General features: G+C 69.2%; 22 protein-coding genes. 6 read left to right on the forward strand and 16 right to left on the reverse strand.

Annotation, left to right across the window (positions count from 1 at the left end; translation table 11 throughout):
* The first annotated feature begins 1,131 nt into the window (after positions 1-1,131).
* The gene (locus tag GobsT_RS33515; RefSeq protein ID WP_010036050.1) at positions 1,132-2,442 is read left to right on the forward strand and encodes a glycosyltransferase family 87 protein; all 1,311 of its coding nucleotides are present in this window, start codon (positions 1,132-1,134) and stop codon (positions 2,440-2,442) included.
* On the opposite strand, the gene panD is transcribed toward GobsT_RS33515, so the two are convergent.
* A complete protein-coding gene (panD, locus tag GobsT_RS33520) occupies positions 2,402-2,782 on the reverse strand; it encodes an aspartate 1-decarboxylase (RefSeq protein WP_010036049.1) in 381 nt (126 codons plus the stop codon). The two genes, GobsT_RS33515 and panD, sit on opposite strands and share 41 nt — an antisense overlap.
* Before the next feature lie 161 nt (positions 2,783-2,943).
* Between panD and GobsT_RS33525 the strand changes: the two genes are divergently transcribed.
* On the forward strand, positions 2,944-3,621 hold the full coding sequence (locus GobsT_RS33525) for a 3-keto-disaccharide hydrolase (RefSeq protein ID WP_010036047.1): 678 nt from the start codon (positions 2,944-2,946) through the stop codon (positions 3,619-3,621).
* Between the two features lie 92 nt (positions 3,622-3,713).
* On the opposite strand, the gene GobsT_RS33530 is transcribed toward GobsT_RS33525, so the two are convergent.
* The 5 genes from GobsT_RS33530 to GobsT_RS33550 all read right to left on the reverse strand — a co-directional run bounded on the left by GobsT_RS33530 (position 3,714) and on the right by GobsT_RS33550 (position 11,504).
* Positions 3,714-6,755: a protein kinase domain-containing protein gene (locus GobsT_RS33530; protein ID WP_081471481.1), complete on the reverse strand. Its 3,042-nt coding sequence runs from the start codon at positions 6,753-6,755 to the stop codon at positions 3,714-3,716.
* 346 nt (positions 6,756-7,101) lie between these two features.
* On the reverse strand, positions 7,102-7,710 hold the full coding sequence (locus GobsT_RS33535; RefSeq protein WP_010036045.1) for a hypothetical protein: 609 nt from the start codon (positions 7,708-7,710) through the stop codon (positions 7,102-7,104).
* Positions 7,711-7,851: 141 nt separating this feature from the next.
* Entirely contained in the window at positions 7,852-8,295 is a 444-nt protein-coding gene (locus GobsT_RS33540; RefSeq protein WP_109570720.1) for an ISAs1 family transposase, read from the reverse strand.
* Positions 8,276-8,998 (reverse strand): ISAs1 family transposase, encoded by a 723-nt coding sequence (locus tag GobsT_RS33545; RefSeq protein WP_010033685.1) that lies wholly within the window; start codon positions 8,996-8,998, stop codon positions 8,276-8,278. Before GobsT_RS33545 ends, GobsT_RS33540 begins: the two co-directional genes overlap by 20 nt.
* Positions 8,999-10,106: 1,108 nt before the next feature.
* A complete protein-coding gene (locus GobsT_RS33550; protein WP_010036043.1) occupies positions 10,107-11,504 on the reverse strand; it encodes an RNA polymerase sigma factor in 1,398 nt (465 codons plus the stop codon).
* A gap of 68 nt (positions 11,505-11,572) precedes the next feature.
* On the opposite strand from GobsT_RS33550, the gene trpA reads away from it, so the two are divergent.
* Positions 11,573-12,376, forward strand: coding sequence for a tryptophan synthase subunit alpha (gene trpA / locus GobsT_RS33555; protein WP_109571426.1), 804 nt, complete (start codon positions 11,573-11,575; stop codon positions 12,374-12,376).
* Positions 12,377-12,507: 131 nt separating this feature from the next.
* On the opposite strand, the gene GobsT_RS33560 is transcribed toward trpA, so the two are convergent.
* The 10 genes from GobsT_RS33560 to GobsT_RS33605 all read right to left on the reverse strand — a co-directional run bounded on the left by GobsT_RS33560 (position 12,508) and on the right by GobsT_RS33605 (position 23,113).
* Positions 12,508-13,554 carry a class I SAM-dependent methyltransferase gene (locus GobsT_RS33560; protein WP_010046474.1) on the reverse strand — a complete coding sequence of 349 codons (1,047 nt, stop codon included), beginning with the start codon at positions 13,552-13,554 and terminating at the stop codon, positions 12,508-12,510.
* Positions 13,555-13,730: 176 nt separating this feature from the next.
* The gene (locus tag GobsT_RS33565) at positions 13,731-14,705 is read right to left on the reverse strand and encodes a glycosyltransferase family 2 protein (protein WP_010046471.1); all 975 of its coding nucleotides are present in this window, start codon (positions 14,703-14,705) and stop codon (positions 13,731-13,733) included.
* Positions 14,702-15,691 (reverse strand): glycosyltransferase, encoded by a 990-nt coding sequence (locus tag GobsT_RS33570; RefSeq protein WP_010046468.1) that lies wholly within the window; start codon positions 15,689-15,691, stop codon positions 14,702-14,704. The genes GobsT_RS33565 and GobsT_RS33570 overlap by 4 nt, the downstream gene beginning before the upstream one ends.
* Positions 15,688-16,623 (reverse strand): glycosyltransferase family protein, encoded by a 936-nt coding sequence (locus GobsT_RS33575; protein ID WP_010046466.1) that lies wholly within the window; start codon positions 16,621-16,623, stop codon positions 15,688-15,690. Before GobsT_RS33575 ends, GobsT_RS33570 begins: the two co-directional genes overlap by 4 nt.
* Before the next feature lie 12 nt (positions 16,624-16,635).
* On the reverse strand, positions 16,636-17,826 hold the full coding sequence (locus GobsT_RS33580) for a glycosyltransferase family 4 protein (protein ID WP_010046464.1): 1,191 nt from the start codon (positions 17,824-17,826) through the stop codon (positions 16,636-16,638).
* Positions 17,817-18,563, reverse strand: coding sequence for a hypothetical protein (locus GobsT_RS33585; RefSeq protein WP_010046462.1), 747 nt, complete (start codon positions 18,561-18,563; stop codon positions 17,817-17,819). The genes GobsT_RS33580 and GobsT_RS33585 overlap by 10 nt, the downstream gene beginning before the upstream one ends.
* Before the next feature lie 9 nt (positions 18,564-18,572).
* Complete coding sequence (locus GobsT_RS33590; RefSeq protein ID WP_010046460.1) at positions 18,573-19,820, reverse strand: ABC transporter ATP-binding protein; 1,248 nt, start codon at positions 19,818-19,820, stop codon at positions 18,573-18,575.
* A 7-nt stretch (positions 19,821-19,827) separates the two neighbouring features.
* The gene (locus tag GobsT_RS33595) at positions 19,828-20,730 is read right to left on the reverse strand and encodes an ABC transporter permease (RefSeq protein WP_010046458.1); all 903 of its coding nucleotides are present in this window, start codon (positions 20,728-20,730) and stop codon (positions 19,828-19,830) included.
* A gap of 35 nt (positions 20,731-20,765) precedes the next feature.
* Positions 20,766-22,079, reverse strand: coding sequence for a VanZ family protein (locus tag GobsT_RS33600; protein ID WP_010046456.1), 1,314 nt, complete (start codon positions 22,077-22,079; stop codon positions 20,766-20,768).
* Positions 22,076-23,113, reverse strand: coding sequence for an exosortase/archaeosortase family protein (locus GobsT_RS33605; protein ID WP_157506925.1), 1,038 nt, complete (start codon positions 23,111-23,113; stop codon positions 22,076-22,078). Before GobsT_RS33605 ends, GobsT_RS33600 begins: the two co-directional genes overlap by 4 nt.
* 246 nt (positions 23,114-23,359) lie before the next feature.
* Here GobsT_RS33605 and GobsT_RS33610 point away from each other — a divergent pair, with 246 nt between their 5' ends.
* The 3 genes from GobsT_RS33610 (at position 23,360) to GobsT_RS33620 (ending at position 26,568) form a co-directional block, all read left to right on the forward strand.
* Positions 23,360-24,676, forward strand: coding sequence for an FHA domain-containing protein (locus tag GobsT_RS33610; protein WP_010046445.1), 1,317 nt, complete (start codon positions 23,360-23,362; stop codon positions 24,674-24,676).
* A gap of 253 nt (positions 24,677-24,929) precedes the next feature.
* Positions 24,930-25,361, forward strand: coding sequence for a hypothetical protein (locus GobsT_RS33615; protein WP_010046443.1), 432 nt, complete (start codon positions 24,930-24,932; stop codon positions 25,359-25,361).
* Between the two features lie 163 nt (positions 25,362-25,524).
* Positions 25,525-26,568: a DUF1559 family PulG-like putative transporter gene (locus tag GobsT_RS33620; RefSeq protein ID WP_010046439.1), complete on the forward strand. Its 1,044-nt coding sequence runs from the start codon at positions 25,525-25,527 to the stop codon at positions 26,566-26,568.
* Positions 26,569-26,741 lie beyond the last annotated feature (173 nt).

Below are 26,741 nucleotides of genomic sequence, written 5' to 3' on the forward strand. Positions count from 1 at the left end.
CGCGACTTCAGTTACAACTTCTGTTGGCCGGTTCGGACGCTGCGGGTGAAGGGTGAGAATGGGCGGTGGCAGAAGCGGACCCCGGCGATGGTCGCCGGGTCAACGGATCACGTGTGGTCCTTGGCGGAGTGGCTGGCCTACCCAGCCAGGTTCGTGCAGCGCAAGTAGGTCACCACCTCTAAGTGCGTTTGCCCTGAATAAACCCCTAAATGGCTGATTTACAACACATTGGGAGAATTCGGATTTGACGTACAGTCTATTAAAATGGCGACCATATTCGATATATGGCGATCATTTACACGGAATTCACATTTCCCTTTATCAAATCATTGTTTTTGCTATCCAGGACTACCATCACCCGGAATGATCGATTGTGTAAATATAAAATGATTTCGAGATTGTTAGAAATCGACATAGATGCAATTAATCGCGGTGGCGGAACGCGGAGGTGCGGGTCGTCAGGAGAACCACTGCATTTCAGTTGTGCGGGTTGAATGCTGTCTTATCGCAGGGAAATTGTCAAGCTCGTAGTGGAAAACTTTTGCCGTCGCCCGACCGCGTTGGCGCACCGGTATTCGCGTTCCGTAGGCTTTTCGCCGCGCGCGCCATCCACCGCGTGCCATCTGGTATTGGGGGGCGTTTTCTCGACCACGTGTGTGCGCCTCTGGCGGCTAGCTGGTCGCCCTTCCGGGGTATCAAGCCCCCCGGTATTTGCGCGCGGGAGTGCCGGTTGGTAGACAGGGCAGCGAGCGCGAGTTGCGGAGTTGCCCTAGCCCGCAGTTTGCACGGCGCGCTGTAACGAGGGTTACACCCCGGCACCGGCGGCCCCCGAATGGGTCACCGACAGGACATTCGCTGCCAGCCGGCTACCCACTCGCTACCGGCCCGCTGGGGTACAGCTACCACCGAATCACAGGCTTCCGAGCCCGGATACGGCTCTCGAAGCCGATCGGAGCAGAACCCGGACGACTCGATATGATGGTGTGTAACGTATTGCGGTATAAGCGTTTGTGACCGAGCTGGCTCGCGCCGTTCGTTTCGGCGCGGTGAACGAAAACCGGGTGCGGTCACTACACCAGGCGCGTTGCGGACTTCCAGAACTATCAAACTGAGTCGAATTAGGGGTGGGTAATGCCTGATGTGCCGGCTGACAGCCCCGCGAACGGAAACGGCTCTGCCCATCCCGGCACCGCTGAGAAGGGCATCGACACCTCTCGGACGGACGCGGCGCCGGGTAGCGGTCTTCGGTTCGTTCCCGCGGTACTGCTCGGCGCGCTGGGCTTGTACCTGGCGCTCGCAACGAACAACTTCCCCGACCTGTTCATTTACCGCGCCGGGGCCGCGATCGGGCTGCGCGGCGAATCGCCCTACGACCTCACCCGCATCCGAGAACTCGCCGCGGCGCAGTTCCCGGACGAGAACCCGGAAGCCCCGGGCGAGAACAGTTTCGTCCGGAACTGCGGGTACTTTCTCCCGCCGCTGGCGATCCTCACGTTCGCCCCGTTCGCGGTGGTGCCGTGGCCGGCGGCGAAAGTGGCGTGGGGCGTCGTGCTCGGGTGCGCCGCAGCCGGTATCGTCACGATCCCGGACCTCTTCCGCCGATCCGACGGGCCGGTCCGTCCGGGAGCGCGGGGGCTGGTCGTCCCGTTCCTGCTCGTGCTCAACCCGTTCGTACTGGCTATCACCTTCGTCGGGCAGGTGACCATCGTTTCGGTCGGGTGCGTGGCGGCCGGGCTGTGGTGCTTCGCGCGGAACCGCCCGGCCCTCGGGGTGCTGCTGTGGGCGGTCCCGTTCGTGAAGCCGCACGTGGCGCTGCCGCTGATACCGCTCGCGTGGTACCTGGGCGGGTGGAAACGGGCGCTGGCGCTGGCCGCTCTGGTCGCGGGGCTGAACCTGATCGGGGCGACCGTCGCCGGCGGGTCGCCGCTGTTCCTGAAGGACTACCTCGATTACCTGCCGACCGGTCACAAGGCGGTTCGGTACAACCAGGCCGAACTGAACCCGCAGATCACGAGTTGGAACCGGCTGCTCGTGTCGCTCGGCGGCCCGGTGATCGAACTGACCGCGGTGACGACGCTCGCGGGATACCTGGTGTGGGGCGGGTTGGTGCTGGGGCGGTGCCGCGCCGCCGGGCAGTTGCCATCGGCCGGGTGGGCGTGCGCCGCGGCGGTCGCGGGCGCCACCGTCTGCGCGCAGGTGCTGGCCTATGAAATGCTCACGCTGGCGATCGCGGTGCCGTGGGTGCGAGACCTCTTCGCCGCGGGCCGGCGCGGGTGGGGGACCGCGGCGGTGCTACTACTGGCGGTGCAAACGGTCCCGTTCGACAGCGCGAGCCCGGTCTTCGATTACTACCGACCGGGCGGGGCGCTGGCGCTCGCGCTGCTGGTGCTGCTCGGGCCGCTCAACCCGGAACCGCGCCCGGCACCGCCGCCAGCGCCTTGACCTGGTTCTTCGGATCGACGAACACGACGCGGGGTTGGTGCTTACGGGCCTCGGCGTCCTCGAACTCGGCGAACGTCGCGATGATGACGATGTCGCCGGTGCGGATCAGGTGCGCCCCGGCCCCGTTGACGCAGATCACGCCGCTGCCGCGCGGCCCCTCGAGGGCGTAAGTGACGAGCCGCGTGCCGTTGGTCACGTCCCAGACGTGGATCTGCTCGTGCGGCAGGATGTCCGCCGCCTCGAGGAGGTTGGTGTCGATGGTCAGGCTGCCCTCGTACTCGACGTTCGTCTCGGTCACCGTCGCGCGGTGCAGCTTCGACTTCATCATGAATCGGCGCATGTGTTCTCCAGGCGGCCCTCTCTCCGGCTCGCTTCCTCAGGGAGGGGTGGGTGGAGAGGTTCTTCGTGCCATTCTACGCCCGGCGGGTAAGATGTCGTCGGTCCCTCCCACCACCCGAGCCGCGCGCCCGTCCCTCCGCCGCGGCACTCAGGAGTTCCCACATGAAAACTGCGTTGCGGTTCGGCGTTCTGGCGGTCGCGGTGTGCGCCGCGGCCTTGCGCGCGGACGACAAGCCCAAGCCGGCCGAAAAACCGCCGGAAGGTTTCACCGCGCTGTTCGACGGCAAGAGCCTGAGCGGGTGGAAGCCCACCGGCAAGGCCGACGCCTGGGGCGTCGAGGACGGCCTCATCGTCTGCAAGGGCGGCGGCGGCGGGTACCTGCTGACCGAGAAGGAGTACGCCAACTTCGAGTTCCGGTGCGAGTACAAGTGGGCGAAGGCCGGCGGCAACAGCGGGGTGGGCCTGCGCACGCCCGAAAAGGGCGACCCGGCGTACCAGGGCATGGAAATCCAACTCATCGACGACGAGGGCTGGGAAGGGGTCCACAAGTCCAGGCTGGCCGACTACCAGCACACCGGCTCCATCTACGACGTTCAGCCCGCCAAGGCGGCCAAGAACAAGAAGATCGGCGAGTGGAACACGGTCAAGATCGTGTGCGAGGGCCGCAAGGTGACCGTGACGCAGAACGACATCGAACTGGTCAACGCGAACCTGGACGATTATAAGGCGAAGGCGGACAAGAACCACCCCGGGCTGAAGCGCGAGAAGGGGCACATCGGGTTCCAGAGCTACAACGTCCGCGTGGACTTCCGCAACGTGTACATCAAAGAGCTGAAGTAGCCGCGTGCGGCACGTGTTCCGGGCGCGCCGACCGGCGCGCCCGGCTTTCGCAGCGCTCGTGGCTCTGAAATAGAGACGACCGAACCGGGGCGTCACACCGGGACGAGGTACGTCCCGGCGATGCGGTCCTGAGGGGGCCGGGTCGGGTAGCGTAGGGCGATCACCCCGTAGACCGGGAGCAGCACCACCCCGGCGAGCCACAGCCCGGCGGCCAGGTACGGACGGTGCGGGGCGTAGATCTGTGCAGCCGCGCACGCGAGCAGCAGCGCCGACAGCGGCCCCCACACCACCGCCGCCCGCAGCGCGCACTGCCACCGGCGGGCGCGCCGGCCGTCGGCCCGCACGATCGCCATGCCAGCGAGCATCATGGACGCGCCCCCGCGCAGCACCGCCGCAACCGTGACCAACCCGAGCGGCACCACACCGAACAGCACGAGTAGCGGTTCCAGGCCGCCCCACGGCGGGTCGTCGCCGCGGTCGGTGGCACCCGCCCACGCGAGCAGCGCCCGCGCGGCCGCGTCGTGCTCCTCAGCCGCCACCCCGTGGTCGGGCAGCGCCAGTTCGCCCTGCTCCAGCATGTTCCGCTGCGGAGCGAACAGCGCGGCCCGGCGCGTGTGCGCGTCCGCCCGGGCGCGTTCCAGCACCTCCTCGACCCGCGCCCGCGCTTGCGGGTTGCTCAGCGCGGCACGGGCGTCCCGGTCGCCGGCGGACAGCTTGGCTCGCGCGTCCGGATCGGTGAACCCGGCGGCGGCCCGCTCGGCGATCTCGACGGAACTCGTCGCGAGCCAGGTCGTCATCACCGATACGACGAACGCGAACCCGAACATGGAGCCGAGCGGCACCGCCAGCAGCGGGGCCTGAATGCCCAGGTGCGCGGCCCGCATCACCGGCGTCACCTCCGGCTTGTGCGCGTGGGTGTCGGCCAGTTCCTTCTGGAACTCCGCGAGCGGCGGGTCCGTCGTGAACAGCCTGTCGAGCACGGGGGCCGCGTGCGGCGGGAGCGGGGCCGCGACGGGCCCCGGCGTGTGCCGGGGGCTCCCCTCCAGGACGAGCGCCGCGGCTTCGCGAAGCACCTGCAACGGCGGCCCCGGGCGCGACCGGATCGTGCCCAGCGGGAAGTCGAGCACCTGCACCCGCCCCGCGGGTTCGACCCACACGTGGTCCAGCGCGAGGCGCGACGGCACGGAGCCGTCGGCCTCTGCGGCGCGGAACTCCTCAACGATTTGCTCGAGCAGGAACCGCGCGTCGGCCCACGGGAGGGTGGCACCCGGGCGCACTGCCTCGATCAGGGGGCCGCCGAGTGGGGCCGCGTAAGCGGTCCAGTCGTACACCGTTTCGCCCCACCCGACGCTGCCGGCCCCCAGACGCCGTAACCGTGTGGTGCGCGCCGGTTCCGCGCCCGAAGCGAGTCCGCCCCACGGCCGCAGCCACAGGAGCACCTTGCGTCCGAGTGTGCGGTCCTCCGCGATCCAGACCTGTTCGCCGACGGGATCGGCGGAGAGACGGCCGTTCACCACGTACCCGCCCACCGCCTCCGGCAGCGCCTCGGGCGTGGGCGGAAGGAGCGTTTCGATCGGCGTCGGCTGCGCGACCGGGAGCCGCAGCCGACGCGCGCGGAGCGGTACCTGCGTGACCCGGCACCCGCTCGCGAAGTCGTGCAGGCCGCGGAACCCGAACCGCTTCCGGAGCTGGACCGAGAGGGCCAGCGCGCCGATCCCGAACATGATCCCGCGAACCGCCCCGCCACCTCGCGTCCCGATGAATTCGCTCACCCAGTCGGGGACGAGGAAAAAGCACGCGAGCACCGCGTGCAACACGAACGTGCGCGCGAGCGCGCGGGGCACCCCGGGCGGGTCGGTCTCGCCCGCCCGGCTCACCCGCAGCCCGAACAGCATCTTCCCGGGCGTCGCCCCGAGCAGCCCCTCGAACAGCCCGAAGTACAGGAGCGTGATGCTGACGGCGAGCCACCGCAGCTCGAGCACGTCGATCTTGCTGGCCCCGGCCTCGGTCACCCAGATGCGGGCCGCTTCCGCCGGGAACACGATGAACGCCAGCAGGATGCGGTCGAGCACGTACGCGCCGACCAGCGCGCGGGGGCGCCCCGGGCGCTGGCGCTCGGGCAGCAGGTCCGCGAGCGCCTCGCGCATGTCGTCGAGCGTCTGCCAGCGGCGCGAGCGGTCCCGCTCCAGCCCCCGCAGAATAATCCGCTCGAGCTGCTCGGACACGTCGGGGCGGGTGGCGCGGATCCGCGGGGCCGGGTCCGAGATGGCCCGGGCGAGGGCGGTCGCGGCGCTGTCGTGGTGGAACGGCGCCTGGCCGCTGAGGAGGAAGTACAGCGTGGCCGCGACCGAGTACACGTCGGAGCTGTAGTCGAGCGGCTCGCCGCGGATTTGCTCGGGCGCCGCGAACAGCACCGTCCCGAGGAACGCGCCGGTCTGGGTGAGGTGGTTCGCGCCGCTCCCGGCGAGCGACTTGGACAGCCCGAAGTCCCCCACCTTCACGCGGCCGTCTTCGGTGAGAAAGCAGTTGGACGGCTTCACGTCGCGGTGGATCATCCCCACCCGGTGCGCCTCCATCAGCCCGTCGATCACGTCGAGGATGCGGCCGATCGCCTCGTGCGGCTTCAGCGGGCCGCCCTGATCGACCAGGTCTTTGAGCGTGCGGCCCGGCATCAGCTCCATGACGATGTACGGGCGGCCGTGCTCGGTGTCGGCCGCGAGCACGAACACGCACCGCGGGTGCGCGAGCTGGCTGGCGAGCCGCCCCTCCTGCCGAAAGCGCTCGACCGACGACGGGCTGGACGCGAGCCGGGACGACAGCAGCTTCACCGCGGCCCGGCGCCCGGTTCCGAGCGCCTCGGCCTCGTACACGGACCCCATGCCCCCGGCCCCGAGGAGCTTCCCGATCCGGTACCCGCCGATTTCCTTCAGAGCCGGCTCTGGGGCGGCCGAGAGGTCGTCTTCGTCGGGTACACCCGAGAGCGCGTCCGCCCCGGGCGCGAACGTCTGGGTGCGGGCGGCCGGCGGGTGGGTGCTGCCGGCGAGTTTGTGCCCGCAGAACATGCAAAACTGCGGCGGCCCGTCCGCGGACACGGAGGACAGCGAGCGGTGGCAGTGCGGGCAAGTGAGAACCATGATGGCAGCGCGTAGGAAAGTTGCGCACGGACATTATCCGGACCGCGGCCCAAACCTCAAGATGGGCGCTCCGTACCACGCCCGACGAGGCCGAAATGAGGCAAAGATGATGGAACGAATGTGGAGCGCGTCGCGTGCGGCGCGGTCGAAAAATGTTCGGCGGATTACGGCCGTGAGCGGAACGCGTTGACCGGGTCGTCGACTTTGAGGTGCCCATACCCGGCCGATGGCACCGACCGCAATTCCGTCGCCGGTGCCCGGGATGGGATCGGCACCGCAGGTAGACACGAGCGGGGCACACAGAAGCGCCGGCGCGGCCCGGGCCGCGCCGTTCCCTGAACGGAGCTTACTTCCCTTCTTCGTACTTCGTCAGTTCGAGCTTCACGACCTCGTTGGTCTGGAGGACGAACTCTTCCTTCACGATGCCCTTGCCCTTGGCGAACCACAGCCGCACGGTAGTCTTCGCCCCGGCGATGTCCAGGTCCTTGCCCTCCACGAACACCGTCTCGTACTCGGTCTCGCCGACCTTGATCTTCTCCTTGTCGTTGAGCACCTTCATGGCGCCCTTGACGGTTTGCGTGCCGACCTTGCTGTTGATGTCCCAGGTCGCGTCCTTCTTGATCGGGAGGGGCAGCACCTTCACCGCCGGGTCGAGTTTGTCGTCCTTCACCCGAACGCGGTACACGCCGTCGCCCTTGACCGTGTACCACTCGCTCGTCTTCGGGTCCTTGCCGACGACCGTGTCCACCTGGTACTGCTCCTCGCCGCCGACCTTGTCCACCTTGACCACCTTGACCTCAATGGTGTTGTCGCCGACCTTGTAGGTCCACTTGGCGTTCACCTTGAGCGGGAAGTACCCTTCGGCCTGGGGCGCGTCCTTGGGCGCCTGCGCCAGCAGCGTCCCGCCGAACAGAACCAGTGCCGCACCGACGAACAGACGGATCGCACGCAACATCCGCAACACTCCAGTGGTTGTGATCGAAGGGAACCGAGTCGGGCTAGTATAGTGGCTCACACGATACCCGATCAGCCGCGCCGCGAACACCCGGCTTTCGGCTGCGCCCCCTTCCTAAACAGGGCCTTTCCTTGATTCACTCTACGTAACTCCGATAAGTCCCTTGGCCATTGCCGGGTCCATCTGGAGCCGCTCGATCGCCTCCGGGCAACTCACCGCCTTGACCTCACGCCACAGGTGCACCACGGCGTTCCGCAGCGCCGCCAGCACCTGTGGTGCGTGCCCCATGCGCACACGACACGCGTCCTCGCCCAGTGTCACGTCACGCACGTAATGCAGTTCGTTCTCGATGCGCCAGTGCGTCCGCACATGGTTCAGGAGTGTGGCCGCATCCGCCTTCTCGGCCGACAGGCTCGTGATGCCGAAATGCACTTCGACCGTCGTTTGGCCTCGGACCGTCCGCTCACGCGTCAACTGGAAGCCCTGCTTCACCCCCGCCCACGTCGGCGAGCACGTCAGAATCGAGGTCGTTTGCAGCGTCCGCTTCTCGATGCGGCCGTGACCCTTATCGACGGTCGTGGCGATGCGGCTCGGGGCGGGCGGAGGCCGATCCCCAGGGGGAAGTGGCCGCCGCGATCGATCGGGCGGCGGTCTCGAAGGCGAACCCGGCTCGGATGTCGATCCCCAATCCGGGTTGGTTGTCCTTCACCGTGAGCACGTAGTCGCCGCCGGCCCCGACCACCTCCTCGGCCAGGTCTCGCTGGCAGAACATGGCGTCGCCGACCACGACCTTCCCTCGCAGCGGCAGAATGCCGAGGAGCGTCAAGGCGGCCTTGTGCCCGTTGGTGCTCGCATCGACCTTGACCTGGGCGAGTACGGCACCGACGGTGGGGGCGTATGCGGCCAGCAGGTGCTGACCGGGGATCGCGCCGTTGCGAGAGCCTCGAAGGGTCTTGCCGTCGATGGAGATGTGTGTGAAGGCGGCCGGGTCGACGCGGCTGGCGATCCAGTACGAGAGGACGTGCTCCAGTTGGTCGGCGTCGAAGCGTCGCAGGGTGCGGGAGAGCGTGGAAACGGCCGGGGTCTTGCCGCGTCGGAAGCCGAGGGCATGGGCGAGGGCGGGTCCGTGCTGTCGCCCGAAGCGAGCGATGCCATTGAGGCTGGTGCGCCCCATGAGCATGGCGAGGGCGACGAGTCCGAGGAAGGGGGCGAGTGGGTGGATAAGGCCGTGCTTGCTGCGGGGATCGGGAACCGCCGCCAGGGCATCGACCAGGGTGCAAGGAGACATGGGTACCTTCCTGGCTGCGAGAAGGCGCCCCACATAGCCACGTTCCCTCGTGTAAGCAAGGTGAAATAAGGAAAGGCCCTGCCTTCCTAAACCCGCCCGGGTATCTTCCGGATCGGCCGCGTCCGTTCGATCTGGGCGATGTCGCATCGCGGCGGCCGGTCGAACATTCGGTATTACTGGCATCCCTCCACCACTATTCCCTCATTGCGGGGCTTCCGGAAGTTCGTACCGCCCGCGCAGACGCGGGGTGGAGCGGTGGGTGCCCGGTTCTCACGTGCTAAAGGTCGCTCACTCCCCACGGGCCAGGATGCACGCAAGCGCATTCGCTTCAATACCTTGCGCCGATCTACATGAGCCACACTGGAATCGGCCCTCGTTTCCTTCGGGTCGCATTTGGGTCGCAAACGCTCGATTCCGAGAGGTCGCAGGTACCCAGCAAACCGGTAGCGAATCGGTAGTCGCACGCCAGCAGATGTCCCGCCGGTGCCCCATCGGCTGCAATCTGCCGGCGCTGTAACGGGGGTTACAGCGCCGCCCGCGAGCACCGCACCGCCGCAGGTTGATTGCGCGGTGCAATCAAACGTACCAGACACACAACCGGCAGTCGCCATCATGCACGCGCCGCCCGTTTCGTCGCCTTCGTTCTATCGCCTCGCGCAAGGAGCCGCAGAACTGCGATCGTCGCATCACGTACCCCGATACCCCACGACCGAAGACACGTCCGTCTCTAATCCAATGGCACCGATCACCACCGGGCGATGCGGTCGCCGCACAACGCCCCATGTCGTGCCAGATCCGCGCCGGTAGCGACGCTGCCTTTTCGGGGCACGCACCTCGACGCCCGCCGAGGTGCCCCGTCTCCGGCACCAAGAGGGATCTGCTAACAAGCCGCCGCGCACTTCCCCAACCCACCGGACGTTCCGGTTCATTGCCGACAACACCGACGAGTGGCCGGTCGCCTGGATGTGCGAGGCGCGGGAGGTGTCGGCTTCCGAGTATCACTTCGGGCTGATGCGGCTGGCGCAACAGGCACGCCCCCCCCGGCCGGGCGCTCGGCCCGGTGCTCGTCGTGGTCGGGGTGGTGTGCGTGAAGTACCTGTGACCGCAGTCACGGTTTCGTCTTCGGCGCGGCGTACTGGCGCAGGTCGATCTCGCCGGCTGACCGCTCAGGCTCGCGGGAGAGGGGTCGACTGTTGAATAGGTTTAACCATATTCTGGTTTGCGTCGGCACCTGATCGAGCGGGGTAAACGCCGCTCTCGTGTACCCGGCCGCGGCACATGCTCCGAAAACCTCCCGCAGCTCTTCGGCTGGATGCAACTTGTACGCAGAAATGCGGACCGCTTTGGGTCCCTTTGGGTCAGCGTGTGCTCGGGTCAGATACTTCGTAAGGGCGTCAAGACTGGAGCAGAGCATTTCGGCTACCTGTCCGTTCACCGTCTCACGCACCACGAACGGGTGCGTCCCGCACTGGTCGCCGATCTCGACGGCGATGTCTTGACCCAACTTGGCGGCGTCCTTGTCTCTCTTCGCGTTTTCCAGTTTCGTCTTCTCGCTCGACAGGTCGGCATGCATCTGGTCGATCAGTTCCTTCTGCTTCTGGAGATCCGCCAACTGCTTTTCGATCTTCTTGATCGGATCGCTCTCGGCCGGCGCTGGCGGTACGCTGAGCGCGGCCAGCGGTTCGGTCGCGCGCGCGGCGTTTGCCGTACGCCCCGCTGTGCCGAACGTGAGCACCCCGGCCCCGGCCACCAGCACCAGAACTGCCGCGGCGGTCATCACCTTCTTCATCCAGAACATGCGAAGCACTCCGTCGGTGAGCTGGGCTACGGCCGGGGACAAACCCGGCGCGGCCAGCGCGGATGTTGAGTACACGGTCGCGGACCGAACCGTGGCGCGAGCGAACCCGGCCGGCAGCGCGACCGCCGCGCCGGCCAGCGCGGCCGACCAACCCGTCCCGAGCCGCGCCCGCAGGCGCGACAGCGCCCGGTTAAGCCGGGCCGAGAGAGTTCCCTCCGGGCACCCCAGGTGCTCCGCGGCCTCGCGCCGGGTGAACCCCTGGAGGTGGCACAGCACCACCGCCGCTCGTTCGCGTTCCGACAGGGCGAGCAGGGCCGCGTCCAGATCGAGCCGTTCCGCGTTCGGGTCGGCTGGCGCGAGCGGTTCGTGCTCCATCGGACCGTTCACTGCGGCGCGGCGGCGGTTGGCGCGGACCACGTTGCGCGCGGTCAGCGCCGCGACCCGGTACAGCCAGGGGCCGAGCGGCGTGTCACGATCGAGCTTGGCCGCACGGCGGAGCAGCACCAAGAACGTCGCCTGGAACGCGTCTTCGGCGTCCTGCGTGTTGGCGAGCGCGCGGCGGCACGCGCCCCACACCACCGGCCCGTAGCGGCGGACCAGTTCGGTGAACGCGGCCTCGTCCCGCTCGCGCAGGAAACGGTCGATCAGGTTCTGGTCGGGAGCGGGCACCGCACCGCACCCGCGAAGGACTGTCAGAAGCCGGCTCATGCCCCCATAGTGTCCGGAAACCGCCCGGCGCGTGCGGAAAATCCGCCCCTCGCGCGTAAAACACCCGCATGAACCCAATCGACAGCCTCTTCCAGCGGCTGCGCGCCCAGAAGCGCGCCGCGTTCATGCCGTTCCTGACCGCCGGCGACCCCGACATCGCGTTCACCCGCGAGCTGCTGCCCGCGGTCGCCGACGCCGGCGCCGACCTGATGGAGATCGGGTTCCCGTTCTCCGACCCGATCGCCGACGGCCCGGTGATTCAGGCGTCGTACACCCGCGCGCTGAACCACAAGCTCAAGATCGCCGACGTGTTCGCGGCGCTGCGCGACACCGCCGCGCGGCCCAACTGGTCCGCGCCGCTGGTGTCGATGGCGTCCTACTCGCTCATGTTCAAGATGGGGCCGACCGCGTTCATCGAAGCGGCCCAGAAGTCCGGCGTGAGCGGGGCCGTGGTTCCCGACGTGCCGGTCGAAGAAGCCGAAGAGCTGTCAAAGCTCGCCCGCGACCGCGACTTCAAGCTGATCCTGCTCGTCACCCCCACCACCTCGCCCGAGCGCGCCGCGAAGGTGGTGCAGGCGTGCAGCGGGTTCGTGTACGTGGTCAGCGTGGTCGGCATCACCGGTGCGCGCGAGGCGCTTCCGAGCGCGTTGCGCGAGCAGCTCGCGCGGCTCCGCACGATGACCGACCTGCCGCTGTGCGTGGGGTTCGGGGTGAGCCGGCCGGAGCAGGTGCGCGACCTCAAGGAGATCGCCGACGGCGTCATTGTGGGCAGCGCGGTGGTGAAGAAGCTTGAAGCCGCCGGCGCCGACCGCGCGAAGGGACTGGAAGACGTGAAGCGGTTCGTCGCAGAGCTTCGCGCGCCGTTGGGGTGATAAAGGCCGGGTTCACCGCAGAGGGCACGAGAGGGCGCAGAGAGAAAAAGCCGAAGAGCGTGAGGGCAAGCTCAACGCTCTTCGGCTTTTCTCTCTGTGCCCTCTCGTGCCCTCTGCGGTGAACCCGGCCTTTACTCTTCGCCCGCGCCGGACAGCACCACCGCGTACCCGCGGTTCTCGATCACCGAGCAGTCGCCGAACGTGTCGAAGATCAGCGGCATCACCGCGGTCGGCATCTTCGTGACGAGGTAGTACCGGCCGCCGGGCTTCAGCAGGTCGCGCGCGCCCTCAATGAACAGCCGCGTGATCTCCGACTTCGCGTAGTACGGCGGGTTCGCCAGGATCACGTCGAACTTGTCTTCCTCCAACCCCTGAAGCCGGGTCGCGTTCACGAACCGCGTGTTCGTGACGCCGTTCGCCTTGGCGTTGAGTTCCGCGAGAGCGATCGCCCGTAAGCTGCTGTCGATGAACGTGACCCGCGCGTCCGGCCCCGCCATCGCGCCCGCCAGACACCCGACCGCACCGTTTCCGCACCCCAGGTCGAGAACGGTGTCACCGGGGCGGATCTCCGCGACCTCGAGCATCGCGCGCGAGCCCGCGTCGAACCGGCCGTAGCTGAACGTACCGGGGCGCGACACGAACTCCATCGACGCCCCGGCGCCGATCTTCGCGTGGTACTTCACCTCGTGCCGCCGGCGGCTCCCGCTCTCCTCCGCCTTCGTGCTGAAGAACGCCATGCCGTTCTCGCTCGCCGGCGTCTCCCCGCACTTGCCGAAGATCTTCTTCTGGAGCTTCGCGAACTGGCTGTCGCGCTCGTACTCGGAGAGCGTCAGGAACAGCCCGCCGACCGTGAGGACGTGCGCGGCCTGCTCCACGATGTCCAGCTTCAGCTCGCGGTCCGCCTGCGAGGACGCCGGGAAGATCACCGTGCCGAACCGCTGCGGCAGGTCCCACATGTCCGCGACCGTGACCACCTCGGCGCTCGCGCCCACCTCGGCGAGCGTCTCGCGCACGCGGTCGGTCTGGTGCAGGTCGAGCTGCGCGCAGGTGACTTCGGTTTCGGGGAGGTTGAGCGCCTTCACGAGGTTGGCGACCGGCCACGGCGGGCCGACCGCGATCAGCACCGGCGGCTTGACGCGGTGCGCGACCGTGGCGAAGAGTTCGGTAACGTGCTTCATGCGTGCATTGTAGTTCCCGGCCCGGCACGTGGGCCGCCGGGCACGGTAGCACTTAACTTTATCCTCGGCCGCGTGTGCAGCTCGGCCGTTCAAATGTTTCGGCCCGGCTCGGGCACCTCACCGGGCGACCGCCGGGACCCGAACGTGGGCCAGAGGCTCGCGCTGCGGCGCCGCTCTCAGCCGCCCTTGAGTCGGCGCCCCAACTCGAACACGCCGCGCAGCACCGGTACGCCCCAACGCTTCCGCGTAAGATACGGGCCGGTCCGCCGGGTCGCGGCGTCGATCAGCCCCTCCAGCACCGCGTCGGCGGCGGCGGGCTGGGCGTCCTCGCGCTCGTGACAGTAACGGTGGTAGGCGTAGCGCAGGTATGCGCTGTACGCCGACAACAGCCCGCGCCCGCTCAGCTTTCGGTGCTTGCGGATCAGCCGCGCGAGGTTCCGCGTGTCGTAGTACCGCTGCCACTTCTTCCCCGCGCGTTTGAACGCGGTCGAGCCCTTGTGCCACACGAGCGCCTCGGCCAGCACCCCGCACCCGTAGCCCGCTTCTTTCACCCGCAGGCAGAAGTCGGCTTCCTCGTGGATCAGGAAGAAGTGATCGTCGATCAGGCCCACGCGCTCGAGCACGTCGCGCCGCACCATCATGCAGCACCCGTTCACGATGTCGGTGTCGTCCACCGCGGGCGGCTCGGCGGCGCGCTCGGGCACCTCTTTACGCTGGAAGAACCCGGGAAAGCCCGGCGGGTTGAACGTCACCCCGTCGGTCATCACCACGTCGGGCTCGTCCATGTACCGGATGACCGGACCGATCACACCGAACGACGGGTGCGACCGGAACGCGTCGAGCAGCCGGCCGACGATGTCGGGAGCGACCGTCGTATCGTTGTTGAGCAGCAGGACGTAATCCGCGCCGCGTTCGAGCGCGTAACGGATGCCGGTGTTGTTCCCGCCGGACCAGCCGAGGTTCGCGCCGTTGCGGACGACGTGAGCCCACCGGAACTCCGCGCGTAGCGCGGGCGTCGGGTCGGGTTCGGACGCGTTGTCGACCAGGACCACGTTCGCGGCCGGCGACAGGTCGGCCAGCGACCGCAGGCACTTCCGCGTGTCGTCGAGGCCGTTGTAGTTGACCGGCACGATCCACACGTTCGGCGTCACGCGCGTGTCCCCCCCACGGTCTGCTTCGCCCCGCGCGCACGGCGCGCCAGCGGCCCCGGCATCAGGCACAGTGCCGTCAGCGCCAGCGTGTACGGCCGCCAGTCGCCCGCCCGGAGCGACCGCCAGAACCGCTTCCGCGCGGTCGCCGTGTCGCCGCGGTCGTATGCCAGGTACGCGTGCCCGAACAGGTGCGTTCGGAGCTGCTGCTGGATGAACGCGCGGTCCGGCGGCGCGAGGTCGCACTTCACCAGCACGTTGCGAAGCGCCTGAACGAACTCCGCGATCATCTTGTCGTGGTTGCTCGACATGTTGTCGAGGTGCCGGGTGTACTTCGCCAGCGGTTCCGCCATGTACGCCCAGGTGAACCGGTGCGCCATCCGCAGCCACAGCTCCCAGTCGGCCGCGCCGCACAACGTCGGCTCGAACCGGCCGACCGACTCGAACGCCTCGCGCCGAACGATCGTGGCCCCGATAAAGACCGGGTTGCGAACGGCCATGCGCCGAAAAAACGGCCCGCGGTCCAGAACACGGAACCCGGGCTCGGGCTCTTTGTGCGGGAGGTTGAAGAACGCCTCCTGGCCCGCGGACTCGATCCACGAAACGTACCCCTCCTGCGGGTTGCCCATCCGCGCCTCGGCGAACAGCGCGTCCACCTGGGGGTGCTTGTCGAGAAATTCGACCGCCCGGGCCGCGGCGCCGGGGAGCCACTCGTCGTCGCAGTCGAGGAACCCGACGTACCGGCCGGTGCTGATTTTGAACGCCGCGTTGCGCGCGGTCGCGGGGGTGCCGCTGTTCGGCTGCCACAGGTACTTCGCGCGCGGGTCGGTTGCCGCCACAACCTCGCGCGTGTCGTCGGTGGAGCCGTCGTCCGCGACGATGACCTCCAGGTCCGGAACGCCGCTCTGCTTGAGCGTCGTGAGGCAGTCGCGGACGTACCCCGAGCGGTTGAACGTCGGGACGATGACGGTGAGGGCCGGGGCGCTCATCGGGCCTCCTCGTTTGTGGCCTTCGGTAGTAACTTCAGCCGCTGCCCGAGCGCGGTGGCCACCGCCCGCACCGGGCTCCCGGTCTGCCACAGGCGCCGCGGCCAGTACGGGGGCACCCACGGGTGGCCCCGCGCGACCGCCCGGTCGAAGCTCGGCCAGTCGATCTCGCCCGTGGCGTCGAGGTGCCGCACCAGGTGCCCGAGCAGCGTGTTCCCCGCCAAAGCGGCCGGCCCGGCGAAGAAGTGCAGCAGCTTCGCCCCGCGGGCGTGAACCGGGTGCGCCGCGACCATCGCGTTGTATGCGGTTGGCAGTTCAAGGACGCGCACCGGGATTTCGGTCGTGTGCAGCGTGTAGTTGAGCGGCAACTGGTCGTCGTGCTCGCCCACCGCGTGCGACTCCCGCAACCGCTCCCGCCATTCCGCGACCAACTGGTGCACCGCCGGAACGTCTCGCAGGTACTGAATGCCCGCATTGAAATACCGCCGGAGCGGGCCGCCCCAGCCATGCTTTTGCAGCTTCGGCTCGATCCAGTTCGGCGCCGTCGGGTGTACCGGGCGGTGGTGGTTCCGGTCCTGGACCAGGGCCACGTCCCAGTCCGCTCGCTCGAACAGGTCCGCGAACGGGCGCACCGGGAGCGTGTCGCCGTCCAGGTACGTCAGGTCGCCCGCGACCAGGCTCCGCACGCGGGTCTTCAGCTCGAAGCTCCGCGCGACCAAGTTGGGCAGGTCGGCCGCGGCCCAGATCACGCGATCGAACTGCCCCAGCAGCCGGCCGCGGTCGCCGGTCAGGTACGCGCGGCTGTCCTCGTCGCCGATCAGCACCGCCGGCACGCCGGGCTGCACGCGGCGGAGCGCCCGCACCGACACCTCGACCATTGAGGCGTACGCCCCGCGGCCGTGGTCCACCAGAACGTACACCGCCGTGAACGCCACCGCTGTTGCTCCTCACGAATCGCCGGTGAGCGGGCGCAGCAGCGCCCGAAACCGGCTCACGAACCGCTCGCGCCCGAACTCTTCCGCCCGCGCCCGGGCAGACCGCGCGAGCCGCTCACGGAGCGGCTCATCGCCCGCCAGTTCGATGGCGCGGTCGCCCAACTCGCTCACCGCACCACACAGGAAGCCGTCCGCGCCGTGGCGCACGATCTCGGGTTGCCCGCCGCGGTCGGGCACCAGCGGCACGCACCCGGCGGCCATCGCTTCCACCGTCGCAATGCCAAAGTGCTCCACCGCGAACGGGTCGGCCTGTGCGTCGATGCCCAGACCGGTCGCGTGCCAGAACAGCTTCGCCGCGGCCAGTTCCGCGGCCAGTTGTTCGCGCGTCGCGTCGGTCACGAACCGCACCGGCGCGCCCCCGACTTCCGCCCACGCGTGCTCAAAGTACCCGCGGTCCGGCTCGGACGTACCAACGGACCCGACGCACACCAGCTCCCACTCGGGCAGCCGGGGGACGACCCGTTCCCGGAAGAGCCGCACGAGGTCCGCCTGACGCTTGTTGGGCGCGAACCGGCCCAGGACCACGATCCGGTTTTGCTTCGCCGCCGCGGCCCGCTCGGGCAGCACGACCGGCGGGTAGAGCACGTCCGCCGCGACGCCCCAATACTGTTGCGTCCAGTCCGCGGAGAACTGTGAGTCGGCGAGCCGCACCGGGTACCCGGCGAACCGCTCGCGCCACATCCGGTCGTGAAGCAACCGAACAACCCGCTGCTTGACGGCGCCCAGCCCGCGGGCCGGTGGCGCGTTCCACGGCCAGAACTTCGCGCGGTCAGGCCCCGGAAACAGCACGTACAAGACGCCGGGCACGTCCGGGCAGAACGGCGGCAGGTTGTGCGTGGAGGTGACGAACAGGTCGCACCCGCGGACCGCCTCGGCCTTCCACGCGCGGTAGCCGGCCCGCAGCCCCCGAACGGACGCGCCTGCCGGGAACCAGCCTGCGGTTACGGGCGGCAACTGCCGCAGTTCGACCCCGTCCAGTTCGCACCCGGAGAACGCTTCCAGGCGCGCGCTGGTGAGGGCTTGGTGGTGGTGCAGTATGCGCACGGTATGGCGCTCGCGCAGCGCCGCGGCCATCGTCGCGACCACCAGCTCCGAACCGCCGATTCCGGCCCCGGCCGGTTCCTGGTAAATGGTCACCCGCACGCGCGCGGCTCCAGGCTCCCGCCGCGGACCCACGCGACCACCGCGTTGGCCCCCCGCGCGCCGGGCACCGGGCTGGCGCCGGGGCCGTAGGGCACCCGCGCCGCCTCGGCGCCGACCTCGTGCCAGTACGGCGACACGGCCGACCGCGCGAACCGGTGGACGGTGACGTCCGGCGGGGTCGGGTGGTCGAACAGCACCGCGTCCGCGTACGGCGTGTACCCCACCGGGATCGTGACCAGGAACGCGGCCGCCTCGGCGAACAGCTTGTCCACCGCGCGGCGCAGGGCGGCCGGGTCCGGGGGCAGCCCGTACTCGCCGCTCCCGACGTGTTCCAGGGTGGACATGCACAGCACCGCCGCCCCGGACATGTCCAGGTCCAGAATGGACGCCCGCTCGGTCACGCGCGGGTGCGGGTCGGTCGGGTCAACCACCCGCCGCACCCGGCCGGGCCAGTAGTACGGCGTCACCGCCCCGACCTCGACCAGTTTGTCTTCCGGCACGTGATCGAGCCACCGGTCGGCGAGCGCCAGTTCGATCGTGCGCTCGGTCGCGGTGGCGGCGCGGCCGCCGCAGTTGTGGTGGTGGTAGAAAAACGGCACCTCGGCCCCGCCGGCGGTGAACGCGCGGATCGAGCCCGACGACAGTTCGGTCCACTGCCACGTCGGCACGACCGTCACCCCGAGCGGCCGGGCGGCCCAGTTCACGGCGGCGGCGAGCGCCCCCTTCAGCGATCCCACGAGACACCTCTACCAGGACTTGCTCCAGCGGCACCGCTGGTAAGTGGCGGCCGTCCGGCCGTCCGGGATGCGGCCCGAGCCGAACACGTCGTCCGCCTCGACCACCAGATCGGCCGCCGGCGTGATGCCGTCCGACAGCCCCTCGGCTTGCAGGTACACGTTCACCGCGTAGGTGCCGGCGACCAGGTTGTGGACCGGCACCTCGCCGCACACCCGGCCCGCGGCGGGCGGGTTGTCGAGCAGGTGCGGGTCCTCGAACGTCGGCGACACGGCCGTCACCTTCACGTTGTACTCGTTCTCCAGCACCACCCCGACGCGCAGGTCCCGCGGCGCGCGGGGCAGCTCGTAGCTCAGCTCGAACCCGAACCCGCCGGACATCCGGGCCACCGTCGAGGGGGCGCCGCCCGCGGTCAGCGTGAGCCCGGTCAGGATGGGCGTGGAGCCGTTCACCCGCTGCGGGTGCTCGCGCAGGTCGACCTCCGGCGGGCCGCCGGCGCGGGCGAGCGCCAGGTAGTTCTGCACCTGCTCGGCGGCCGGTCCGAACCCGACGGCCTGCCCCTGCTGGAGCGTCAGCGCCCGCCGGCACAGGCTTTCGACCTGGGCCAGGTTGTGGCTCACCAGCAGTACGGTGTGCCCGCCCCGGCTCACCGCCCGCATCTTCTCGATGCACTTTTTCTGGAACTCCGCGTCCCCGACCGCCAGCACCTCGTCCACGATCAGGATCTCGGGCTCCAGGTGCGCCGCCACCGCAAACGCCAGCCGCACGTACATGCCCGACGAGTACCGCTTCACGGGCGTGTCGAGGAACCGGTCCACGCCGGCGAACGCCACGATCTCGTCGAACTTCTTCTTCACCTCGGCGCGGGCCATCCCGAGCACGCTGCCGTTCAAGAACACGTTCTCGCGGCCGGTCAGTTCCGGGTGGAACCCGGTGCCGACCTCTAGCAGGCTCCCGACCCGCCCGCGGATCTCCGCGCGCCCGCCGGTCGGCTCGACGATCCGCGACAGCACCTTCAGCAGCGTGCTCTTGCCCGCCCCGTTGCGGCCGATGACGCCGACCACCTCGCCGGGCAGCACCTCGAACGAGACGTCCTTGAGCGCCCAGAACTCGTTGGCGCGCGCGGCCGTGCCGCCGCGGAACCGGCCGAACAGCCGCCCGGCCGCCGCGCGCAGGCTCTCGGTCAGGTTGTTGTCGGCGCGGGCCGCCCCCAGCCGGTACCGCTTCGAGATGTGTTCGACCCGGATCGCCGGTCGCATGGCCGCCTCAAATGGTGTCCGCGAACGAGCGCTCGGTGCGCCGGAAGTACGCCAACCCCGCGACCGCGACCGCGGTGCCGACCGCCGCCGACACCGCGAACGCGTACCAGTCGAACGGGCCGCCCAGCGCCGCCTGGCGGAACGCCGCCACCAGCCCGTGCGCCGGGTTCAGCGGGAGCAGGGCCTGCGCCCGCGGCCCGAGCGCCTCCGCCGGCACGTACAGGCTCGGGGTGGCGAACATCCACAACTGCACACCGAACCCCAGCACGAACCGGAAGTCCCGCTGGGCCACGATCAGGGCCGACAGCAGGACCCCGACGCCCGCGGCGCTGACGGCGAGCGCCAGCACGACGAGCGGCAACAGCAGCACCGACCACCCGGGCGCGGCCCCGAACCACGCGGCCATCGCCGCGAGCAACAGGGACGCGATCACGAGGTCGAACAGCCCCACCCCGACCGTGCTGAGCGGGATCGCGAGCCGGGGGAAGTAGACCTTGGTGATGAGCCGCTCGTTCGCCACCACGCTGTTGGCCGCGGAGGTCACGGTGTTCGAGAAGAACGCCCACGCGACCATGCCGGCGAACACGAACAGCGGGTAGTGCTCCACGCCGGCGCCCACGCCCGCGATGCGGCCCAGGAACAGCGCGAACACGCCCATCGTGGCGAGCGGCTGGGCGACCGCCCACCCGACCCCGAACACCGTCTGCTTGTACCGGATCTTGACGTCGCGCAGGGCCAGGAAGAACAGCAGCTCTCGGTACCGCCACAGCTCGCGCAGGTCGGGCAGCGTGCGCGTGCCGGGCTCGATCACGGACAGCGGCGGTTCGGCCCCCGGAGCGATCGGAGCCGGCGCCACGGGCGCGTCGCCGGGCGCGGGAGCGGCTTTGGGTTCTGCGTCGGAAACCACCATGTCCTCTACTTAGCACACGCGACCGGACCTAAACGTCAGCGGCGCACCGCTCGTGCGGCGATGAGCCGGCTGACCGCGAGCACGCCTAGCGCGGCCCCGGCCCCGCCCAGCAGCACGTCCGTGACGCACGGCGTGTGCGTGCCGGTCCACCGCTGCCCGCTCTCGATCAGCGCGGACACGAACAGCCCCAGCCCGCCCGCCGCAACGGCCGAAACCCGGACGGACCCGGTCGGCCCGCCGCGCCACCGCGGGGGCAGCCGCCACGCGGCCACGATCACCCCCAGCAGCCCGAACAGTACGAGCTTCGTCAGCAGCTCGCCGAGCGTGAACAGCGGGTCGCCGCTCTCCAGTGGCAGCCCCGGCACCCAGTCGAACGGGCGCGGCGCGTCCAGCAGTTGCTCCCCGGGCGGCGGCTGCGTTACAGGCGTCAGCGCCGCGAACCACACTACGAACCAGCTCAGGGCGAACGGCACCGCCAGCCCTTCGTCGTGGACACGCCCGGCGTACCAGCCCGCGACGGCCGCGAGCGCGCCGACGAGTACGTCACTGAGGCTCGGCGTGCGCGACTGCACGACCAGTTGCGCCGCTTCGAAGCACAGCCCGAGCGCCAGGGCCGCGCCCAGGACGTGAACGATACTCCACCGCTCGACCCGTCCTTTCAGCCGGGCCGCGAGCAGCCCCGCCGGGAAGTACAGCGCGGCGAGCTTCGCCAGGTCGCCGTACCGCTTCCACTTTTCCGCATCCGACATTTCCTTCAACTCGCCGAACAGCCCGAACCGGGCCGCGGCGCGGGCCTTGCGGTAGAAGTCCGCCGGGCTGGGGCTGAGGTCGAGCGGCAGCACCTGGATGAGCAACACCAGCCCCAGGTACGCGAGCAGCAGTTGCCCCGCGGCGTTCACCGCGGACCGGTCCCAGATCGCGCGGGCGCGGGCGGCGAGCGTCTGGCCGAACAGGACCCAGCACCCCACCCCGATCAGCGCCCCCAGGGTCTGCGCCACGACGTCAGACGCGGAGCAGTTGCGCCCGGGGGTGTAAAGCTGGGCGCACTCGACGGCCGCGGCGAGCAGCGCGCAGGCCGGCACCACCGCCAGCCCACCGGCCGCGGCCGCCTTGGCCCGCGACCACCCCCGGTCGGCTGCGGCGGAGCCGAGCAGCGCGAACCCGAGCGGCACGGTCAGGAGCACGTTCGCGATCGCGTCCGACCGCGACACGATCCGCACGCCCGCCGACATGACGCGGACGAAGCTGTCGGTGCGCGGGCCGAAGTGGAACGGCACGAGGCTGCCGTACACGACGAACGCGGCCGTCCCGGCCGCGACCCACGCGAGCGCCCGGCGGTTCGGTGTCAACGGGCACCTTTCGACGCGGGCTGGGCGGCGGGCTTCGGCGGCGCGGCGGTCCCGCCCTTCTCGGGCGGCAGCGCGGTCATGATCAGGTACGCCGGCCCCAGGGCCGCGTTCGTCTTCACCATGTCCTCGCGGCTGGCCCGGCCGCCCTCGTCCACGAGCACCCAGTCCAGGAGCTTCAGCTCGCCCCACAGGACGAGCAGCGCCAGGGGCATCATCATCCACCCGGCGAAGTCGTGGAACACGCGGTCGCCGAGCTCCTTACCGGCTTCGTTGTACAGCACCCCCGTGAGGGCGATGCGGAGCACGTTCGAGAGCACCGCGACCGGCACCGCCGAGACCAGGATCAGCACCCGGTCGAGCGCCGGCCGCTTCACGAGGATCGCCATCCCGGTCGCGAGCGCCGCGAACGTGAGCAGCATGCTCAGCCCGCTGCACGCCTCCTCGACGCGGAGGGTGTGGTCCCGGACGGTCAGGACGATGCCCTCGCGGTAGGTCGCGTACCCGATCGTCTGGAGGACGTACTCGGACGCGACGGACGCGATCTTCTGCAGCTCCCACCCGAACCGGTGCTCGACCTTGTACGGCAGCGGGAACATGAAAAGGAGGAACGCGGCCGCCGGCCACAGCCACTTGAGCGCCTTCCACCCGCCGAGCAGCAGCACGGCCCCGCAGACGTTGATCACCAGCGACAGGCCCTGGAGCCACTCCTTCGCGATGTTCAGCGCCCCGGCGAGGACGAACAGCGATCCGCCGGCGGCGATGAACGCCAGCCCCCACGGCTCGGGCCACCGGACGCGCTCCGGCGCCCACGCGCGCCAGTGCCACGCCAGGTACGCGGCGAAAAACGGCACCAGAAAGCCGTGCGAGTAGTCGGGCTTGAGCCACTGCGTGAAGCAGTACTGGAACAGCGCGGCGTACAGGAAGGTCAGCACCCCGACCAGGGCGAGCATGGTCGCGATCCAGGCGGGCGTGCGGACCACTTCGGCCGCCGGCGCCGACCGCGACGAGTGGGAAGAGGGGCTTGCGGAACTCACGAGGTCACATCTCCGCGGTGTGCAGGGGCGCATTCAACTTATACCAGAACCGGCGGCAAATGGTCACCCCGGTCGGGTCACCCGTGTAGCCTAGGACACGCCGAGCGGTTGCGTTTTCGCGCAAAATTTTCCGCCCGCGGCGCTCCGGCCCCGCACGCATACTAACATTATTGGTTGGGGCCGGGGTGTACCCCACCGGCGCCCCGCCCGCGGCGCTCGCCCGACCTCCTGCCTGGACACCGGTCCGTGAGTGACCCACTCATCGCCCGCTTCGCCGATGCCTGCGGCGCGCTCGGCCCGCTCAAGCTGCGGGTCGACCTCGTTGGCGGGGGCGTTTTGGCCGAAGGGGCCGTGGACCAGCCGTTCACGCTTGTCGGTCGCGACGACGCCTGCGACGTCACCCTCTCGGATTCCGACATCAACCCCCGGCACGCGTGGCTGCAGGTGCTGGCCGGGCGCGTGTACGTCGTGGACCTGGGGAGCCGTAGCGGGGTGGTGTGGCCCGGAGGGGCGCGGGGGTCCGGCTGGCTCGACCACGGCACCGGGGCGAAGCTCGGCCCGTTCTCCTTGCGGCTCGGCGCCACCAGCGCGCCGCCCCCGGCGGGCGCCCCCTCCGGTTACAACCCGCTGGCCGCCGACCCGAACACCCTCAACCGCCCGCTCACGACCCTCGAGTTCCGCAACGGCAAGCGGGCCCGCGATCGGTGGACCGTGAACCGGCTGCTGACGCTCGTGGGGCGCTCGCCGGAGTGCAAGATCCACCTCACCGCCGACGACATCTCCCCGTACCACTGCGGTCTGGTGCTGACGGTCGACGGGTTGTGGGTCGTGGACCTGTCGGGCCGTGGGGTGGTGGTGAACGGCGAGCGGATGCGCGTCGCGCCGCTGCCGCACGGGGCGGAACTGTGGGTCGGCCGGTTCCTGATCGGGTGCCAGACGCTACCCGGTCCCCAGCCCACGCCCCCGCCCGGCGCCCGCGCGGCGCGGGGTACTCCGCCCGGCGCCCGCGCGGCCATTGAAGACGAAGTCGAATTGGGCGCCGTGCCGGACCTGACCGCGGACCTACCCGCGTCGCACATCATGGCCGACGCGTTCCGCGGCGCCGCGCTGGGTGGGCCGGCGTCGAACCCGATACTCGTGTCCGGCGGAACCGGGCAGCACCCGGCGGCGGGCTCGAACGGGTCGGCGACCGAGTTACTCGATCCGACCGGAGACGCCGCGGCGGCCGGGCTCGGGGCGCTGCTGCGTCAGATGGCCGTCCTGCACGACCGTGGGGCCGACGCGTTCGCCCAGTGGCTGGACCTGCTCCCGCGGCTGCTCGCCCAGGTCCAACCCGGGCACCGGCCCCTCATGCTGCACGAGTTGGGTCGGATCGAAGGCCTCACGACCGAGATCGCGGCGCTTCAAAACGAGGCGTCCCGGCAAGTACTGGAGCGCGCCGCGAAGCACGCAGCCGATAAGGCCCCCACGCCTACCGAACCCCCTCTCGACCGGCTCCGCGCGCTTTACCAAGAACGCGCCGAACGCTGGACGGCGGTCGCTTCCCTCTTCACGAACGGCTGATCACACCTCTTCGGCACGCCCGCGATCTCGTAATGGCATCGGCGCGACCGCCTCGGTACGGTCGGTGCGGTCGACATTTCATCACAAGAATCAGCAGGTGCGTGATATTTCGATTACGAACCACTCGCCACGCATACGCACTATCCTTTGTGGCGCACAGATTTTCGCCACATAGTTCTTGACTCCTCTTGGCGCTTGTGAGAAAAGTATGTGACTCGCAACAAAGCCCTCTCCCCTAATTCCGGGGGCGTTTATGATCATTGCCCGCTCTCTTTTCGCGCTCGCGTTACTGTCCCTGCTCGCTGGCTGCTCCGATTCGCACGGGGGACGCCAGGAGATCACCGGCACGGCCAAGCTCAAAGGGCAGCCGATCAAGGACGGTACGGTTTCGTTTGAACCGCTCGAAGGACAAGCGACTCGTGCCAGCGCGCCTGTAACCGCAGGCGCGTTCAAGATCCCGAAAGCGTCCGGGTTGGTTCCTGGCAAATACCTGATTCGCGTTTCTGCTGGCGACGGCAAGACGGCGATAAACCCGGTGAACGCCGACCAGCCGCCCGGTCCCGGGGGCGGCACCAACGTCATTTCCAAGGAATTGGTGCCGGCCTCCTGGAACGTCAATTCCAAGGAGGAGCGAAGCGTCGTTAAGCAGGACGATCCGAATAACTTCGACTTCAACATCCCTTAAGTAATCTCTGCCCCGGTCGCCAGCCCGCCCGTTGTGCCCGGGTGCTCCGCGCACAACGGGCGGGCGCGACCGGGATCGAATCGCCCGCCCTCCCTGCCGTTCGCACGACAGGGCCATTCTCCGGTTCTCTCCATTCCATTTCTTTCGTTCTCGTGGAGGGTTTATGGCCGCTCGCATGTCAGTCCGCGCGTCGCGCGCCGGGTTCACGCTGATCGAGCTGCTGGTGGTGATCGCGATCATCGCGATCCTGATCGGGTTGCTGCTGCCCGCGGTTCAAAAGGTGCGCGAGGCCGCCGCGCGTATGAAGTGCACGAACAACCTCAAGCAGATCGCCCTGGCGAACATGAGCTACGAGAGCGCGATCGGCACCTTCCTGCCTGGGATCAGCCGCTCCGGGTGCTGCTGGGGCACCTGGCAGGTGCCGATCCTGCCGTACATCGAGCAGGACAGTCTGTTCAAGATCTACGTCGGGTTCGGCGGGCAGGGGTACGCCACGCTGGGAGCCGCCCCGCGGTACGGCTCGGCCCCGAACTCGACCGTCGCACGAACCCGGCTCTCGACCTTCACCTGCCCGAGCGACACGCCGCAGACCCTCGGCTCGATCACCCAGCACAACTACGTGCTGAACGCCGGTAACACCAGCTTCTATCAGGTGTCGATCCCGATCGGCTGCTCGAACCCGTCGGTCACAAGCACCACCTGCACCGCGTTCGGTGGGGCGCCGTTCGGGTGGTACGAGGATCCGGCCGCGCTGGCCGCGGGCGGCGATTCGTCGCCGGCCGACTACACCGGCGGCAACCCGGAACAAGGCCGGTGCGGTCGCCAGCGCAAAATCGCCGAGATTTCCGACGGGACCAGCAACACGCTGATGGCTTCGGAGATCATCCAGGGCCAGGGGGGGAGCGACTACCGCGGGTTCAGTTGGTGGGGCGGGACCGCCGGGTTCACGGCCTACAGCCAGCCGAACAGCACCGACCAGGACGTAATCACCGGGGCCGGGTGCGGCCCGTCGCCGAACCCGCCCTGCACGACCACGTCGACCACGACCCGGCCGCGTATGATCGTCGCCCGGAGCCGGCACACCGGCGGGGTGGTCACCTCGATGTGCGACGGGAGCGTGCGGTTCGTCCCGAACTCGATCAGCGTCGGCACCTGGCGGGCGCTGAGCACCGCGATGGGCGGCGACCTGCCCGGCAACGACTGGTGAGTCGGCCGGCGGTCGGTTGACCGGACGCGAGGGCGGTGGTGCCGTTCGTGTCGCGCGTGATCGCGACACGAACGGCACCACCGCCACAGTGTTCTCGGCGCGGGAGAATCGTGGTACACTCGCGGGGCCGCCGTTCCTCCTGACGCCTTTGATCGCGCGGCCAGCCGGTTGGT

The sequence above is a fragment of the Gemmata obscuriglobus genome (genome assembly GCF_008065095.1).
Classification (GTDB): Bacteria; Planctomycetota; Planctomycetia; order Gemmatales; family Gemmataceae; genus Gemmata; species Gemmata obscuriglobus.